Genomic DNA, 15,352 nt, shown 5'->3' on the forward strand with positions numbered 1-15,352 from the left:
GACTCCAAACTGAAACATGCTGTGTGCACGATCGAAACCCATCTCGCTCTCCTGCGGGTGCTGATCCTTGGCCGTTTCACTAACGAGCCTGTCACCCATGAGAACGGACGGCAGCGGCAAATAATTAGTCGCGGGGGATGAGCGAGACGTGGTTCACACCTTCCGGGAAGGCATAAGATTAGTTCGTCTTCTCATTTGACAATCATTATCATTAAGCCTAATTTGTTGCCCGATGTGTAGGAGGCCTCAGCAAGGACGCCCTCCCCTAACCTCTTTAGCAATCAGGTGAATTCCATGACGGAACCCGTATCCACAGGCAGGTGTGACTCACCGCTTCTTCAGGCATTTGTCGACAATCGGCTGATCCTGGTGAAGATCGCAGCACGTATCACCGGCTGCCGTTCACGCGCCGAAGACGTGGTGCAAGACGCCTACTTCCGACTGCAATCGGCACCGACGATCACCTCATCGTTCAAGGCCCAACTCAGTTATCTGTTCCAGATCGTGCGCAACCTGGCGATCGACCACTACCGCAAGCAGGCACTGGAGCTCAAATACTCGGGGACGGAAGAGGAAGGCTTGAATGTGGTCATCCACGGCGCTTCACCGGAAACCTCCCACATCAATTTCAACACGCTGGAAAACATCGCCGACGCCCTGACCGAGTTGCCACAGCGCACCCGTTACGCGTTCGAGATGTATCGCTTGCATGGCGTACCGCAGAAGGACATCGCCAAGGAATTGGGCGTATCACCGACGCTGGTGAACTTCATGATTCGCGATGCGCTGGTGCATTGCCGCAAGGTGTCGGGCAGCCATAGCGATACGTTTGCGCGGCGGGTCTGAACCCCTTATAGCCAAGCGCACCCAAACTGCCATGTAGTGAGCGGGCTTGCCCCGCGCTGGGGGGGGCGAAGCCGCCCTAAAACCCGACAGCCGAGTTCTACCTGGAAGAACGGGGCGGCTGAATTAGGGCGGCTTGCCCCCCAGCGCGGGCGATGCGGCGACCCGACAAGCCCGCTCACTACAAAGAGCGTCCGAGCTTTAGACCAATCCACACCGATCAAAAAACCGCTCGCGCCCCAGGATCATCAGCGCCGCACGCTTATGGGGGAAATCGAACTCCTTATCGCAGTGGAAGCACTGGTTCTGCATGTGGCCGATCATCTTCGCGTTGTCAGCACGCGGCTCCGCCACCACGCGCTGGGTGCGTGGGTCATCCAGAAACAGGTAGTGCACCAACGCAGATAGCCAACTCGCGACTTTGTGCGGGCCACGGTGATGTTCTTCCCCCACCAGCATGTGAATGCCACGGTCATAGTCGCCAGCAGCGTAGAACGGTGCGATGCGGTCTTCCTTGGCCCAGTAGGCTTCGAAATAAGCGAAGGGTTCGTCATCGAAGCATCCGATCAGCGTGAGGGTGTGCGGATCGGCTTCCAACTTGTCCAGGTATTCGCGGTGCTGTTCCAGGCTGCCGCTTTCCTGCCAGAAACTCGCCACGCGCTCGCTGTTCTGCCAGCGGTTGAAGCGCGCCAGGTCCACATCAATTTCAACGGTGCGCAGGGAAATCCAAGCGCCCAGGCGTGCGTCAAAACGCCGGTACACCTCACCACGCGGCTTGGGTGCGCGAGCGGGGTGGCGCTTGCCATTGCTGATGACCATCTGTTGCGGGTAGCTGCCAGTCACCGATTGCCCGAGCCACGGCTGGGGCAGTTGCCAGAACAGCGTGCGCTCGCAATGAAATTGCCCGACCACCTCGGTGGCAACCAGCAGGCCACTGCGCAAGGCGTCTTCAGCCGCATGTTCAAGGTGCCAAACCAGGTGCTGGCGAGCAGGCTCCTTGACGAACAACCAGTAACTGGCCGCCCATAAGGCGCGCGCCGGGGCGACGTGGTTGGCGTCCTGCAAATGCACGTGCAACACGTCGCCCCGCTCAAGGCGTAAACGCACCAGCGGCTGGCCTTCCAGGGTCAGGCTCAGGTGGGCGTCGGTTTCATCGGCATTCAAGGCGGGCCCGGCCGGCAGCGGCAGGGTCGACAGGTCTTTCAGATTGGACATGGGAGGGGCTCACGATAATCGTCGACAGATAGAGAAGTGACGTGAGCCAGGGGTAGAAATTTAGCCCGTCAGGGCGTGGGCATGACATTGGTGCGTTAGGGTTCGAAGAGTTTCAGCATCTGGCCATTCCCGCATCTACTGACGTTATGCGGGAATGGCCAGATGCTGAATATCACACTCTACTGTCAGGGTTTAATCCACATATGAAAGAAGTCCAAGAAGCTATAGTCACGGCAATATAACTTCATGGTTTTTATCCCCGCCGCCGAACTGAAGTCAGCCCACACATTTGACCACTGAGTCAACGTCAGATCATCAATCAGATTCCCTTGATCATCAAAGAGTTCAGCGCGCAAATAAAAGTGCACCCAGGTTATCGCAAATTTCAAACGGGTCAACGACTCATCGAATGTAATCAGAAGTTGCTGCTGATCAATATTGGAGTGAATGTTTTTGCACACCGCGATTGAATTTCCTACGCGCATTCCCGGAAGAGCGTACGCAAAAGTATCGATACCCGCCACCCCATTGGACCCACTCAACAAATCAATCTTCATATGGTTAACCGTGATACTCCCCCCCGCCGAAATCAGACTTAACGGCTCCGTCTCAAAATCCTGTTCTTCAAAGCGAGCCTGCAGTATCTGGCGAATTTGATAAGTATCGCGACTCAACTCAGTGGCCAGATTTTTATCATTGAGGCCCTTGTAACTCACATAAATCACTAATGTGAGCCCCGCATAGTCCTGGAACAAGTGTAAAAAATCGCGATCAACTGTCAAATCTAGCCCCTTTGTTACTTGATTTCCATCCAGCTTTTCCCCCTGGAGTAAGTGGTGGGTTATTGGCGTAGAACTTCCATCCAAGCCTTGCAGATCGAACCAAACACGCATATTTGTAGACGCGAAGGGTATAGCGCCTAACGTGCAACGGATCAGTTCGCGAATCTCTCTAAGGTCCAAAACCTTGCCTTTGGCTTGAGGCATAGCCGGTATCGGTTGATCAGAGTCTTTTATGCGTTGCACTGTGAGCACGAGTGTTATGGATTGTACCGAGACAGAGCCACTGGTCACCCAATAAGTAATATAGGCTTCACCATCAATAAACAGAGCAATCATCGCTTCCGTGAGTTCGAACACAACAAATCCGTTGGCTTTATCTCCGGGCTTAGGCTCTAGCAGAATATCATCAAGTCCTTCCCCCACTATCTTCACGTCAATTAGATGGTCGTTATCAATCTCTGGATATTTAACCTCAAGTTCGTATATCCAGGGTTTTGCAGTTGATAAAATAGGATAAAGCAAGTTCCCATTCATTGCCTGCCGTACGGTGGGCGCCGGGGGTTCAGCGATAAAGCTGCAGATGCTGTTACTGGACAAACCTTTAGACGTATTCATGGTCAACCTCCAACGGAAGGGGACAGTAAACAAGCTCTTAGATCAAGAACTAGGCTGACCGCCCCACATGGCGTTGGCTACTGTCGAAGTTGACAGGTTTTTCTTCCGTCCGATAGACGGTCGTTCAGGGCGTGGGCATCACATCGATGCGGTAGGGTTCGAAGATTTTCAGCAACTCGCCGTTGTCCCGCAGGCGCTTGAGCAACCCGGCAAACGCTTCGCCGGTAATCGGCGCCTTGGGTCGCAGCAACGCATAGTGGTGATAGACCTGATCGATGCGTTCCGACACCAGGAACTGCGCGGCCATCTCCGCGTTGCGCACCATGAAATCACTGAGGTATGAGCGGGTGACCAAGGCAATGTCCGCACGCCCGCGCGCCACCATCAACAGGTTGCTGTCATGGGAATAGGTCAACGTGGCGTTGAAGTGCTCGGCCATGTACTTGGGGTCGGGGTTGAAGTTGGCAAAGGCGTAGTGATAACCGCTGAACACCGCCAGGCGTTTGCCGGTGAGGTCGGCGAAATAGTCCTGGCCGCGACCGGCCTCACGCTGGGCGACGAAGATTTCTGCGTCTTCCAGGCCCATATCGACACTGGTGTGAGCAATTTTCTGCCAGCCCCAGTCAGGGTTCTCGAAGATCGCCATGTCGACGCGGCCCTGCTCAAAGTCCCGGAAACGCCGGGGGATCGAGGTGGGTACCAGCACAAATTGGTAATCGCTTTGCGAGGCATTGAGCGCCTCAACCAGTTGCGGCAGCAGTCCGGTGTCTGCGCCCTGCTCCGGGCGCACCGTGTAGGGTGGGAAATGTGCCGCGCCGATCCTCACCAACTGCGCAGCCGAAGCCGGCATCCAGCCCACGGTGCCCAGTGTCCATAAAGCAAGTCCTGCAGCCAGCCGCCAGGGCGAAAACATCAAGGCACACACCGTTCAATACACTGATGGCAATAAGCTAGGCGTTTTCCTCTGGAGAGACAACTTTCCAACGTCAAATTAATAGCTTGCGCCTCAATCCGCCTTCAGAACCATCAACAGGGCTTCTTCGGCCAGTTGCTCAAGCGTGAGGCTGCCCTCGGCACGGAACCACGTGGTGGTCCAGGACAAGGCCCCCGTGAGAAAGCGCCGCGTGATAAACACATCGCCCTTGATATAGCCGGCCGCCTTGGCCTCCCCCAGCACCTGCAACCAGATAGCTTCGTAGACATCGCGCAGCGCCAGCACCTGTGCCTGGCCTTCGGCCGACAGCGAGCGCCACTCATACACCAACACCGCCATGGCCTCGCCGCTGCCGCCCATGATCGACTGCAATTCGCAGCGGATCAGCGCCAGCACGCGTTCACGCACGTTCGTCGCTTCTTCAAGGGAGGCACGCATCATCGCGGTGTTGTAGTGGATGGTTTCTTCCATCACTGCCCGTAGGATCTCGTCCTTGCTCTTGAAGTGATGAAAGATGCTGCCGGACTGGATGCCCACGGCGCTGGCCAGGTCACGCACCGTGGTGCGCTCGTAGCCCTTGTTACGAAACAGGTGGGCCGCGGTTTGCAACAACTTGCCCCGGGCACTGTCGGGGTCGGTCAATTGGCCGCCGTCGACCATGGTGCGCATCACCCGCAGGGCTTTGTGCTCATCCATGTTGCTCTCCTCACCTTTACTTCTACGGACGTCTTGGCCGGCAATTTAGGCCGTGGCCGCTACCCAAGCAAGCGCTTGGCTTAAACTTTGTGTCGAGAGTTTACAAACCAAGCGCTTGCTTGGTAGTCTCGGCAGCAGCCACTTGGAGAAGGATTTCTCATGAGCAAGACGGTTCGTATCGGCTGCGCCAGCGCCTTCTGGGGTGACACCTGCACCGCCGCCGCCCAATTGGTACACGGCGGCGCGTTGGATTACTTGGTGTTCGACTACCTGGCGGAAGTCACGATGTCGATCCTGGCTGGTGCGCGGATGAAAGATCCCCAGGCCGGCTACGCAACGGATTTCGTCGAAGTGCTTACACCCCTGCTGGCGGATATCCAGCGCCAGGGCATCCGCGTAATCAGCAACGCCGGTGGCATTAACCCACAAGCCTGTGCCGCGGCCCTGCAAGCGGCCTGCGACAAGGCTGCGATCCCGCTGAAAATCGCCGTGCTGCTGGGCGATGACCTGCAACCCCAGCTGAAAAAATTCCACGGCATCACCGACATGTTCAACGGCACACCGCTGCCGCCGATGTGTGTGTCCGCCAACGCCTACCTGGGCGCACCCGGTATCGTCCAAGCGCTTGGGCTGGGGGCCGATATCGTCATCACTGGCCGCGTGGTGGATAGCGCGGTGGTCAGCGCCGCGCTGGTGCACGCGTTCAACTGGTCGTGGCACGACTACGACCGCCTTGCCCACGCCGCACTGGCGGGGCATATCATCGAATGCGGCGCCCAATGCACCGGCGGTAACTTCACCGATTGGCGCGATGTGCCGGACTACGAGCACATCGGTTTTCCCATCGTCGAAGTCAGCGCCGACGGGCAGTTCACCGTGAACAAGGTCGAGGGCAGCGGCGGGCTGATCAGTGAACTCAGCGTGGCCGAGCAGTTGCTGTATGAAATCGGCGACCCTCGTGCCTACCTGCTGCCGGACGTGATCTGCGATTTCAGCCAAGTCAAAGTGCAGCAACAGGGCAAACACAGTGTGCGCCTGCACGGGGCCAAGGGCCTGCCACCCACCGATCAGTACAAGGTGAGTGCTACGTACCCGGATGGCTTTCGCTGCACCGCCAGTTGCCTGATCGCCGGCATCGACGCGGTGGCCAAGGCCGAACGAGTCAGCCAGGCGATCATCAGCAAGACCGCCGAGCTGTTCAGCCAACGCGGCTGGGCGCCTTACACCGATGTGAATATCGAACTGCTCGGCAGCGAAGCCACTTACGGCGCCCACGCCAGGCGTCACGACTGCCGTGAAGTGGTGGTGAAACTGGCGGTGCGTCACCCGAGCAAACAGGCCTTGGTGTTGTTTGCCCGGGAGATCGCCCAGGCGGCGACAGGCATGGCACCGGGGCTCACCGGCATCGTCGGTGGACGGCCGACGGTGTACCCGTTGATCCGCTTGTTTTCATTCCTGGTCGATAAGTCGTTGTGCACACCCGTGATCGAGTTCCAGGGCCAGCGCCACCTGTGCGACTTGCCCACCACCCAGGCGCCGGTCACGCCCGCTGCATCATTTGACCCGCCCAAGCCCCAAGGCCTTGCCGACGCCAGCGTGCCCCTGGTCAAACTCGCCGTGGCGCGCTCCGGTGACAAAGGCAACCACAGCAATATCGGCGTGATCGCCCGGGCCCCCGAGTACCTGCCGTGGATCGCCGAAGCGTTGACCCCGGCCGTGATCGTCGACTGGATGGGCCACGTTCTCGACCCGCTCCACGGTCGCGTCGAGCGCTGGTATTTGCCCGGCAGCCACAGCCTCAATTTCCTGCTGGAAAACGCCTTGGGCGGCGGCGGTATCGCCAGCCTGCGCATCGACCCGCAAGGCAAGGCGTTCGCCCAGCAACTGCTGGAAATCCCCATTGCCGTGCCGCAACACATCGCAGACTTATTCCAATAAAAAGGAGCGTTGCCGTGCCCTTCGACTCGATCTTCAAAGCCGACCTGTTCCAAGGGACAACCGTGATTATCACCGGCGGCGGCAGTGGCATTGGCCGCTGCACCGCGCATGAACTGGCGGCTTTGGGTGCACGGGTGATTTTGGTAGGACGCAAGCCGGAAAAGCTGCAACAGGTCGCGGCAGAGATCGCCGAGGACGGAGGCAGCGCCTATTGGCAAGCCTGCGACATTCGCGATGAAGAGGCAGTGAAGGCTCTGGTCAGCCAGATCCTCAAGGACCATGGGCCGATACACGGCCTGGTCAACAACGCTGGCGGCCAATACCCGTCGCCATTGGCCGCGATCAACCAAAAAGGCTTCGAAACCGTTCTGCGCACCAACCTGGTGGGCGGTTTCCTGATGGCGCGGGAAGTGTTCAACCAATCCATGAGCAAACACGGCGGCGCCATCGTCAATATGCTCGCCGACATGTGGGGCGGCATGCCCGGCATGGGCCACTCGGGCGCTGCGCGTTCGGGCATGGACAACTTCACCAAGACCGCCGCATTTGAGTGGGGTTACGCCGGGGTGCGCGTCAATGCCGTGGCACCGGGCTGGATTGCCTCCAGCGGCATGGACACCTACGAAGGCGCCTTCAAGGCGGTGATTCCGACCTTGCGTGAACATGTGCCGCTCAAACGCATCGGCACCGAATCGGAAGTCAGCGCTGCCATCGTCTTCTTGCTCAGCCCCGCCGCAGCCTTTATCAGCGGCAGCACCCTGCGCATCGACGGCGCCGCCAGCCTGGGCAGCCGCGCCTGGCCGCTGCACAAGGCGCAACCGCCGAGCGAGTCGTTCAACGGCTTTCACCGTGCGTATGTGCCGGATGTGCTCAAGGGGGAGAACTAAGCCATGCCGGTGATTGAATCCCTGATCGACGCTCACAGCGCCCAGTTCGCACACAACCGCGACGCCATGCTGGTAGGCATCCAGCACCTGCGTCAGTTGGAGCACAACCTGCTCAGCAAGGCGCAGGAGGCCAAGCCCAAGTTCGACAAGCGTGGCCAACTGCTGCCGCGCGAGCGCCTCAACCTGCTGCTGGACCCCGGCGCACCGTTTCTGGAACTCGCCGGCCTGGCAGGCTACAAACTCCACGATGACAAAGACGGCAGCGCCGCCGGCGGTGGGCTGATTGCCGGAATCGGTTACGTCAGCGGTGTGCGCATGCTGGTGGTGGCCAACAACAGTGCGATCAAGGGCGGCACCATTTCCCCCTCCGGCCTGAAAAAATCCCTGCGTCTGCAACAGATCGCCATGGAGAACAAATTACCGGTAGTGACCCTGGCCGAAAGCGGCGGCGCCAACCTCAATTACGCCGCTGATATTTTTGTCGAAGGCGCGCGCAGCTTTGCCAACCAGGCGCGCATGTCGGCCATGGGCTTGCCGCAGATCACCGTGGTGCACGGCTCGGCCACGGCGGGCGGCGCGTATCAACCAGGGTTGTCGGACTACGTGGTGGTGGTGCGCGGCAAGGCCAAGCTGTTTCTCGCCGGGCCGCCGTTGTTGAAAGCCGCCACCGGCGAAGTGGCCAGCGATGAAGAACTGGGCGGCGCCGAGATGCATGCGCAAACCGCCGGAACCGCCGAATACCTGGCGGAAAACGATGCCGATGGCGTGCGCATCGCACGCGAGATTGTCAGCGCGTTGCCTTGGAATAATCGGCTGCAGGTGGAGCCCAAAAAAGCTTACGCAGAGCCGTTGTACCCCATAGAGGACCTGCTGGGCCTGATCCCCGACGATCCGAAAAAGCCCTATGACGTGCGCGAAATCCTCGCGCGCCTGGCCGACGCGTCCAACTTCCTCGACTTCAAGGCCGCGTTCGACGCCCACACCGTCTGCGGCCACCTGCACATCCAGGGCCGCGCCGTCGGCGTGATCGGCAACAACGGCCCCATCACGCCCAAGGGCGCCAGCAAGGCCGCGCAATTTATCCAGCTGTGCGACCAGAGCCGCACGCCGCTGCTGTTTTTGCACAACACCACCGGCTTCATGGTCGGCACCGAGTCCGAGCAACAAGGGGTGATCAAGCACGGCGCGAAGATGATCCAGGCGGTGGCCAATGCACGGGTGCCTAAACTGACGGTTGTGGTGGGCGGCTCCTACGGCGCGGGCAATTATGCGATGTGCGGCCGTGGCCTGGACCCGCGTTTTATCTTCGCCTGGCCCAACAGCCGCACGGCGGTAATGGGCGGCGCACAGGCGGGCAAAGTGCTGCGCATTGTCACCGAGGCCAAGCAATTGAAGGACGGTCTGGTGCCTGACCCGAAGGTGCTGGACATGCTGGAGCAGGTCACTGTACAGAAGCTCGACAGCCAGTCCACCGCCCTGTACGGCAGTGCCAACCTGTGGGACGACGGGTTGATTGATCCACGGGATACCCGCACGTTGCTGGGGTTTGTGCTGGATATCTGCCACGAGGCCGAGGTGCGGCAGCTGCAACCCAACAGCTTTGGTGTGGCGCGTTTCTAACCGGAGAATAAGAACAATGATCTTTACCCAGGAACACCAGGAACTGCGCCGCACCGTCCGCGCCTTTGTCGACCGCGAGATCAACCCCCATGTGGACGAATGGGAAAAAGCCGGGCGCTTTCCCATCCACGCCATTTTCCGCAAGGCCGGCGACCTCGGCCTGCTGGGCATCTCCAAGCCGGAGAAATTCGGCGGCATGGGCCTGGACTACAGCTACTCCATCGTCGCCGCCGAAGAGTTCGGCACCATCCACTGTGGCGGCATCCCCATGTCCATCGGTGTGCAGACCGACATGTGCACCCCCGCCCTCGCCCGCTTTGGCAGCGATGAACTGCGCGACGAGTTCCTGCGCCCGGCCATCAGCGGCGAGCAGGTCGGTTGCATCGGCGTCTCGGAAACGGGCGCAGGCTCGGACGTGGCGGGGCTCAAGACGCATGCGCGCAAGGACGGCGACGACTACGTGATCAACGGCAGCAAAATGTGGATCACCAACTCCCCCAGTGCCGACTTCATTTGCCTGCTGGCCAACACGTCCGACGACAAGCCACATATCAACAAGTCGCTGATCATGGTGCCGATGAACACCCCCGGCATCAGCGTCAGCCCACCCCTGGAAAAACTCGGCATGCACAGCTCCGAGACCGCCCAGGTGTTTTTCGACAACGTGCGCATCCCCCAGCGCAACCGCATCGGCCACGAAGGCGCGGGCTTCATGATGCAGATGCTGCAGTTCCAGGAAGAACGCCTGTTTGGCGCGGCCAATATGATCAAGGGCCTGGAGCACTGCGTCGACAGCACCATCGCGTACTGCAAGGAGCGCCAGACCTTCGGCAAGGCGCTGATCGACAACCAGGTGATCCACTTTCGCCTGGCCGAACTGTCCACCGAAATCGAATGCCTGCGCGCGCTGGTCTACCAGGCCACCGAGCAATACATCAAGGGCCAGGACGTGACCCGCCTGGCGTCGATGGCCAAGCTCAAGGCCGGTCGCCTGGGCCGCGAAGTCAGCGACAGTTGCCTGCAATATTGGGGCGGCATGGGCTTTATGTGGGACAACCCAGTGGCGCGGGCCTATCGCGATGTGCGGCTGGTGTCGATTGGCGGCGGCGCCGACGAAATCATGCTGGGCATCATCTGCAAACTGATGGGCACTCTGCCTGGGAAAAAGCCATGAACACCCTGCTGCTGGAACCGCATAACGGCGTGCTGCACATCACCCTCAACCGCCCCGAATGCCGCAATGCCATGAGCCTGGAAATGGTCAACGAACTACGCGCCGTATTGGCGCGGTTGGACAGCCAAACGCGGGCCGTGGTGATCAGCGGCGCCGGTGGGCACTTCTGCGCCGGAGCGGACGTGAAGGACCTGGTCACTGCGGGTAACCAACTGCAGGCGCTGAACCGCGCGTTCGGCACCTTGCTGCAAGAGGTCGAAGCGGTGCCGCAGGTGGTCATCGTGGTGCTGCAAGGCGCGGTGCTGGGCGGTGGATTTGGTTTGGCGTGCGTCAGTGATATCGCGATTGCCGACCACCAGGCTCAGTTCGGTTTACCCGAGACAGGCCTGGGCTTGTTGCCGGCGCAAATTGCGCCATTTGTGGTCAAGCGCATCGGGCTGACCCAGGCCCGCAGGCTCGCGCTGACGGCCGCGCGGTTTGATGGGTTAGAGGCTGAGCGGTTGGGCGTCGTGCACTTTACCGAGCGTGATGCGCAGGCGCTGGCCGAGCGATTGGATGAGGTGTTGGGGCACGTGTTGCGCTGCGCGCCGGGCGCGAATGGGCGGACTAAAGCGCTGTTGCTGGCGAGTGTGGAGGAGCCGCTTGAAGACGTGCTGGATCGGGGGGCGCAGTGGTTTGCCGAGGCCGTGAGGGGGGAGGAAGGGATTGAGGGGACGCAGGCATTTGTGCAGAAGCGTAAGCCAAGGTGGTGCAAATGACGCCTTCGCAGGCAAGCCAGCTCCCACATTTAACCGAGTTCCAACAGGAGAATGCGGTCGAATGTGGGAGCTGGCTTGCCTGCGATGAGGCCCGAAATAACACCCCATCAGCCCAGGGATAACCCAATGCCCGCATTCAGCAAAATCCTGATCGCCAACCGCGGTGAAATCGCCTGCCGCGTCCAGCGCACCGCCCAGGCCTTGGGCTACCGCACGGTGGCCGTCTACAGTGACGCCGACGCCCAGGCCCTGCACGTGCAAATGGCCGACGAAGCCGTCCATATCGGGCCCGCCCCGGTGCAGCAGTCGTACCTCAACCTAACGGCAATCATCAATGCAGCAACGCTCACCGGCGCTGACGCCATCCACCCCGGCTACGGTTTCCTCTCCGAAAACCCCGACTTCGCCCGCGCCTGTTTGGCGGCAGGCCTGACCTTCATAGGCCCCAGCGTTGAAGCCATCGAACTGATGGGCAGCAAGCGCCTCTCCAAGCTCGCCATGCTCGACGCGGGCGTGCCGTGCATCGCCGGCTACCAAGGCAGCGCCCAGGACGACACCACGCTGCAACGCGAGGCCGAACGCATCGGCTACCCACTGATGATCAAGGCCAGTGCTGGCGGCGGTGGCCGGGGCATGCGCCTGGTGCACACGAGCGATGCGCTGCTGGACAACCTGCACACCGCGCGCTCCGAAGCCAGAAACGCCTTCGGCAGTGACGAACTGATCCTCGAACAGGCGCTGATCGACCCGCGTCACGTCGAAATACAGCTGTTCGGCGACAGCCACGGCCACCTCATCTATCTCGGCGAACGGGATTGCTCGGTCCAACGTCGCCATCAAAAAGTCATCGAGGAAGCGCCCTGCCCGGTGATGACTCCCGCGCTACGCCACGCCATGGGCGAGGCGGCGATCAAGGCCGCGCGTGCGGTGAACTACGTCGGCGCCGGCACCGTGGAGTTCCTGCTCGACCGCAACGGCCAGTTCTACTTCCTGGAAATGAACACGCGCCTGCAAGTCGAGCACCCAGTCACCGAACTGATCACCGGCCTCGACCTGGTGGACTGGCAGTTGCAGATCGCCGCCGGCCAGTCGCTGCCGCTGACCCAACAAGAGGTGACCCTGACCGGCCACGCCATGGAAGTACGCCTGTACGCCGAAGACCCGGCCCAGGGCTTTCTGCCGCAAACCGGCGACGTGTTGCGCTGGCAACCGGCAGCCGGTGTGCGCACCGATCACGGGGTTGTCGAAGGCCAGCGCATCAGCCCGTTCTACGATCCGATGCTGGGCAAGGTCATCGCCCACGGCGCTACCCGCGAAGAGGCGCGGCGCAAACTGCTGCGGGCCGTGGAGGACACGTTGCTGCTGGGCGTTGCCACTAACCAGCGCCTCCTGGCCAACCTGCTCAAGCATCCAGACTTTATCGCTGGCGATTTCAGCACTGGGTTTATCGCCGAGCACTTCAACGAAGTCTCGCACCCGGAGGCGTCAGAAGAGCAACTGGCCCTGGCCGCCGCGCTGTTTTATCAGCACAGCGCCGACCACCACCCCCAAGCCCTGGCGGGGTGGCGCAACAACGCCAGTGTTCCCGTAACCTACCGCCTTGAGGCCAACGACAACCTCCACACCGTCAGCGTTGACCCGCTGCCAATTACCCTCGACGGTCGCTACGCGGTCGTGGTGCTCAATGGCATCCGCCGTCGTATCGCCTACCACCTCCACGGTAACCAGTTGTGGCTACCCGGCCTGACCGTGATCAATCGCACCCAGCAAGTCGCCAACCGCCAGGCCGACGCCCGCAGCGGTACGGTCAAGGCACCGATGGACGGTGCCATCGTCGATGTGCGGGTCAACGCCGGTGACCGCGTGAGCAAAGGCCAACTGCTGCTGGTACTGGAGGCGATGAAAATGGAGCATCCGCTGACCGCCGGCATCGACGGGGTGATCAAGGGCGTGCAGGTGACGACGGGCGATCAGGTGCGCAATCGCCAGGTTCTGCTGGAGATCGAATAACGCCCTAGGCGGAACTACACGGCCGGGCTACGCTCTATCCCCATCAGGAAAGGACGAGTACGGGAACCTGCACCATGCCTCATTGGCTGATTATTGACCTTGAAGCCACCACGGATGACGGCGGCTGGCCCGTGACGGAGATGGAAGTCATCGAGATCGGCGCGAGCCTGGTGAACCGCCAGGGTCGCGAGCTGGATCACTTCCAGCGCTTTGTGCGGCCGCTGCGCCGCCCCTTGTTGACGCCTTTCTGCCGCCAACTGACCCACATCACCCAAGCCAACATCGACAGCGCCGCTGCGATCACCGAAGTGTGGCCGCTGTTCGAGCGCTGGCTGGGCCAGCATCAAACCCGCCTGGAAGGCTGGGCCAGCTGGGGCGATTACGATCGCAGGCAGTTGGAACTGGAATGGCAACGCCATGGCCTGGCCAGCGCGCTGGCCGACACGCCGCATGTGAACCTCAAGCAACGCTTCGCCAAGGCGCGGCGCCTGGACAAGCCCTTGGGGCTTAATGGCGCACTGCAATTGGCGGGGATGCAGTTCCATGGCCAACAGCATCGGGCGTTGGAGGATGCGCGCAACACCGCGCGCCTGCTGCCGTTGATTTTGCCGGTCTAGGCAGCTCCCCTGCCCTTGGGCATACTGGCCGACCTTTCCAGACCCTTTTCCGAGGATTCACCCATGTTTAAAGTCAACGAGTACTTCGACGGCACCGTCAAGTCGATCGCTTTCGGCACCGCAGAAGGTCCAGCGACCATCGGCGTCATGGCCCCGGGTGAATACGAATTCGGTACTGCCCAGCGTGAAATCATGCACGTGGTGTCCGGCGCCCTGACCGTCAAGCTGCCAGATGCCAGCGAGTGGGAAACCTTCGCCGCCGGTAGCCAGTTCAACGTGCCGGCCAACAGCAAGTTCCAGTTGAAGGTCGCCGTGGACACCGCTTACCTGTGCGAATACCGCGGCTAAGGTATAGCCGCTCAAAAAAAGGCCCGTCTCGCAGGAGACGGGCCTTTTTCATTCCAGGACCGTGACCGGCATCCCCACGGCCAACTGGCCGATGCCGTCGTTGACCAGGTTCTGGCCGAACATCACGTCACCGTCCTGCTCGCGATAGGTCTTGAGCGTTGCCAGTGGTTCGCGGTCGGCACTGCGCTCGCCGGTGGCCGGATCGATAGTAGTGAGGATGCAGCGTGAGCAGGACTTGACCACGCGAAACTCCACCTCGCCGATGCGCACGCGTTTCCAGCCGTCTTCGGCAAAGGCATCGCTGCCTTCGATCACCAGGTTGGGGCGAAAGCGCAGCATCTCCATGGGCCGGCCAATGCGTTGTGACAAGTCGTCCAGGGAGGCTTGGCCAATCAGCAGCAAGGGGAAGCCATCGGCGAAACCGACTTTGTCGTCATCTTCGCCGAAGCCCGCCTCGGTGCTGCGCGCACGTTCCACTGGCACTTGCACCAGGCGCGTCGGCTTGCCGATGAAGTCGCTGACCCAAGCGGCGGCCGCGTCGCCGGCGTCTGGCACCCGCAAGGTGTCGCGCCAGATGGTCACGCCACGCAACTCGGCCTCGCTGCCGGGCAGTGCCACGTCCAGCGGCGCATGGCCTGGCGAACTCAAGGTCAGGCCGCCGGCGCTGTTCCACAACGCCGCCAGCTGGCTCATCTTCGCCACTGCACGCTGGGTCAGGAAACGTCCGCTGGCCGCGTCCACCAGCATCCAACGTCGGTCGCCGTCCAGTCCCAGTTTGTCCAGGCCGATCTGCTGCAAGACCTCGGCCTTGCCGGACTTCAAGGGGTAACGGTACAACGCGCTGAGACGAAGCATGGGCCTGCGTTCCTGAAGGGAGAAAGCCCACACTATACGCGCTACGGCGCGGGACAAGCC

At 60.9% G+C, this 15,352-nt stretch carries 14 protein-coding genes; 9 read left to right on the plus strand and 5 right to left on the minus strand.

The annotated features are described in order from the left end of the window. Nucleotides 1-294 precede the first annotated feature (294 nt). Nucleotides 295-846 (plus strand): RNA polymerase factor sigma-70, encoded by a 552-nt coding sequence (locus CFE47_RS26560; RefSeq protein WP_003192867.1) that lies wholly within the window; start codon nucleotides 295-297, stop codon nucleotides 844-846. A 198-nt stretch (nucleotides 847-1,044) separates the two neighbouring features. Here the strand turns inward: CFE47_RS26560 and CFE47_RS26565 are convergent, their stop codons facing one another. The 4 genes from CFE47_RS26565 to CFE47_RS26580 form a co-directional block, all read right to left on the minus strand. Continuing rightward, a complete protein-coding gene (locus tag CFE47_RS26565) occupies nucleotides 1,045-2,058 on the minus strand; it encodes a GNAT family N-acetyltransferase (protein WP_286841602.1) in 1,014 nt (337 codons plus the stop codon). A 185-nt stretch (nucleotides 2,059-2,243) separates the two neighbouring features. Then, nucleotides 2,244-3,455 carry a hypothetical protein gene (locus tag CFE47_RS26570; RefSeq protein WP_286841603.1) on the minus strand — a complete coding sequence of 404 codons (1,212 nt, stop codon included), beginning with the start codon at nucleotides 3,453-3,455 and terminating at the stop codon, nucleotides 2,244-2,246. A gap of 124 nt (nucleotides 3,456-3,579) precedes the next feature. Beyond that, nucleotides 3,580-4,368 (minus strand): substrate-binding periplasmic protein, encoded by a 789-nt coding sequence (locus tag CFE47_RS26575; protein WP_286841605.1) that lies wholly within the window; start codon nucleotides 4,366-4,368, stop codon nucleotides 3,580-3,582. 93 nt (nucleotides 4,369-4,461) lie between these two features. Beyond that, a complete protein-coding gene (locus tag CFE47_RS26580; protein WP_185703720.1) occupies nucleotides 4,462-5,085 on the minus strand; it encodes a TetR/AcrR family transcriptional regulator in 624 nt (207 codons plus the stop codon). 159 nt (nucleotides 5,086-5,244) lie between these two features. On the opposite strand from CFE47_RS26580, the gene CFE47_RS26585 reads away from it, so the two are divergent. The 8 genes from CFE47_RS26585 (at nucleotide 5,245) to ppnP (ending at nucleotide 14,437) form a co-directional block, all read left to right on the plus strand. Further along, nucleotides 5,245-7,023, plus strand: a complete 1,779-nt coding sequence (locus tag CFE47_RS26585) for an acyclic terpene utilization AtuA family protein (protein ID WP_286841607.1) — start codon at nucleotides 5,245-5,247, stop codon at nucleotides 7,021-7,023. A 14-nt stretch (nucleotides 7,024-7,037) separates the two neighbouring features. Further along, nucleotides 7,038-7,910 (plus strand): SDR family oxidoreductase, encoded by an 873-nt coding sequence (locus tag CFE47_RS26590; RefSeq protein WP_286841609.1) that lies wholly within the window; start codon nucleotides 7,038-7,040, stop codon nucleotides 7,908-7,910. A gap of 3 nt (nucleotides 7,911-7,913) precedes the next feature. After that, nucleotides 7,914-9,530, plus strand: coding sequence for an acyl-CoA carboxylase subunit beta (locus tag CFE47_RS26595; protein WP_286841611.1), 1,617 nt, complete (start codon nucleotides 7,914-7,916; stop codon nucleotides 9,528-9,530). Between the two features lie 16 nt (nucleotides 9,531-9,546). Continuing rightward, on the plus strand, nucleotides 9,547-10,704 hold the full coding sequence (atuD, locus tag CFE47_RS26600; protein ID WP_286841613.1) for a citronellyl-CoA dehydrogenase: 1,158 nt from the start codon (nucleotides 9,547-9,549) through the stop codon (nucleotides 10,702-10,704). Continuing rightward, nucleotides 10,701-11,462, plus strand: coding sequence for an enoyl-CoA hydratase/isomerase family protein (locus CFE47_RS26605; RefSeq protein ID WP_286841615.1), 762 nt, complete (start codon nucleotides 10,701-10,703; stop codon nucleotides 11,460-11,462). The genes atuD and CFE47_RS26605 overlap by 4 nt, the downstream gene beginning before the upstream one ends. Before the next feature lie 126 nt (nucleotides 11,463-11,588). Further along, nucleotides 11,589-13,472, plus strand: coding sequence for an acetyl/propionyl/methylcrotonyl-CoA carboxylase subunit alpha (locus CFE47_RS26610; protein WP_286841617.1), 1,884 nt, complete (start codon nucleotides 11,589-11,591; stop codon nucleotides 13,470-13,472). A 74-nt stretch (nucleotides 13,473-13,546) separates the two neighbouring features. Further along, the gene (locus CFE47_RS26615) at nucleotides 13,547-14,089 is read left to right on the plus strand and encodes a 3'-5' exonuclease (protein WP_286841619.1); all 543 of its coding nucleotides are present in this window, start codon (nucleotides 13,547-13,549) and stop codon (nucleotides 14,087-14,089) included. A 63-nt stretch (nucleotides 14,090-14,152) separates the two neighbouring features. Beyond that, a complete protein-coding gene (gene ppnP, locus CFE47_RS26620) occupies nucleotides 14,153-14,437 on the plus strand; it encodes a pyrimidine/purine nucleoside phosphorylase (RefSeq protein ID WP_010208796.1) in 285 nt (94 codons plus the stop codon). Nucleotides 14,438-14,485: 48 nt separating this feature from the next. Here ppnP and CFE47_RS26625 read toward each other — a convergent pair whose 3' ends face one another. Continuing rightward, a complete protein-coding gene (locus tag CFE47_RS26625; RefSeq protein ID WP_286841622.1) occupies nucleotides 14,486-15,292 on the minus strand; it encodes an MOSC domain-containing protein in 807 nt (268 codons plus the stop codon). Nucleotides 15,293-15,352 lie beyond the last annotated feature (60 nt).

Origin of the sequence: Pseudomonas sp. PGPPP1 (assembly GCF_002255865.1) — a bacterium.
GTDB classification, from domain to species: domain Bacteria; phylum Pseudomonadota; class Gammaproteobacteria; order Pseudomonadales; family Pseudomonadaceae; genus Aquipseudomonas; species Aquipseudomonas cremoris.

Excerpts from the sequence above, each read along its gene's own strand:
- CFE47_RS26560 (WP_003192867.1), top strand. The coding sequence starts at position 295 with ATGACGGAACCCGTATCCACAGGCAGGTGTGACTCACCGCTTCTTCAG.
- CFE47_RS26565 (WP_286841602.1), bottom strand. The coding sequence starts at position 2,058 with ATGTCCAATCTGAAAGACCTGTCGACCCTGCCGCTGCCGGCCGGGCCC.
- CFE47_RS26570 (WP_286841603.1), bottom strand. The coding sequence starts at position 3,455 with ATGAATACGTCTAAAGGTTTGTCCAGTAACAGCATCTGCAGCTTTATC.
- CFE47_RS26575 (WP_286841605.1), bottom strand. The coding sequence starts at position 4,368 with ATGTTTTCGCCCTGGCGGCTGGCTGCAGGACTTGCTTTATGGACACTG.
- CFE47_RS26580 (WP_185703720.1), bottom strand. The coding sequence starts at position 5,085 with ATGGATGAGCACAAAGCCCTGCGGGTGATGCGCACCATGGTCGACGGC.
- CFE47_RS26585 (WP_286841607.1), top strand. The coding sequence starts at position 5,245 with ATGAGCAAGACGGTTCGTATCGGCTGCGCCAGCGCCTTCTGGGGTGAC.
- CFE47_RS26595 (WP_286841611.1), top strand. The coding sequence starts at position 7,914 with ATGCCGGTGATTGAATCCCTGATCGACGCTCACAGCGCCCAGTTCGCA.
- atuD (WP_286841613.1), top strand. The coding sequence starts at position 9,547 with ATGATCTTTACCCAGGAACACCAGGAACTGCGCCGCACCGTCCGCGCC.
- CFE47_RS26605 (WP_286841615.1), top strand. The coding sequence starts at position 10,701 with ATGAACACCCTGCTGCTGGAACCGCATAACGGCGTGCTGCACATCACC.
- CFE47_RS26610 (WP_286841617.1), top strand. The coding sequence starts at position 11,589 with ATGCCCGCATTCAGCAAAATCCTGATCGCCAACCGCGGTGAAATCGCC.
- CFE47_RS26615 (WP_286841619.1), top strand. The coding sequence starts at position 13,547 with ATGCCTCATTGGCTGATTATTGACCTTGAAGCCACCACGGATGACGGC.
- ppnP (WP_010208796.1), top strand. The coding sequence starts at position 14,153 with ATGTTTAAAGTCAACGAGTACTTCGACGGCACCGTCAAGTCGATCGCT.
- CFE47_RS26625 (WP_286841622.1), bottom strand. The coding sequence starts at position 15,292 with ATGCTTCGTCTCAGCGCGTTGTACCGTTACCCCTTGAAGTCCGGCAAG.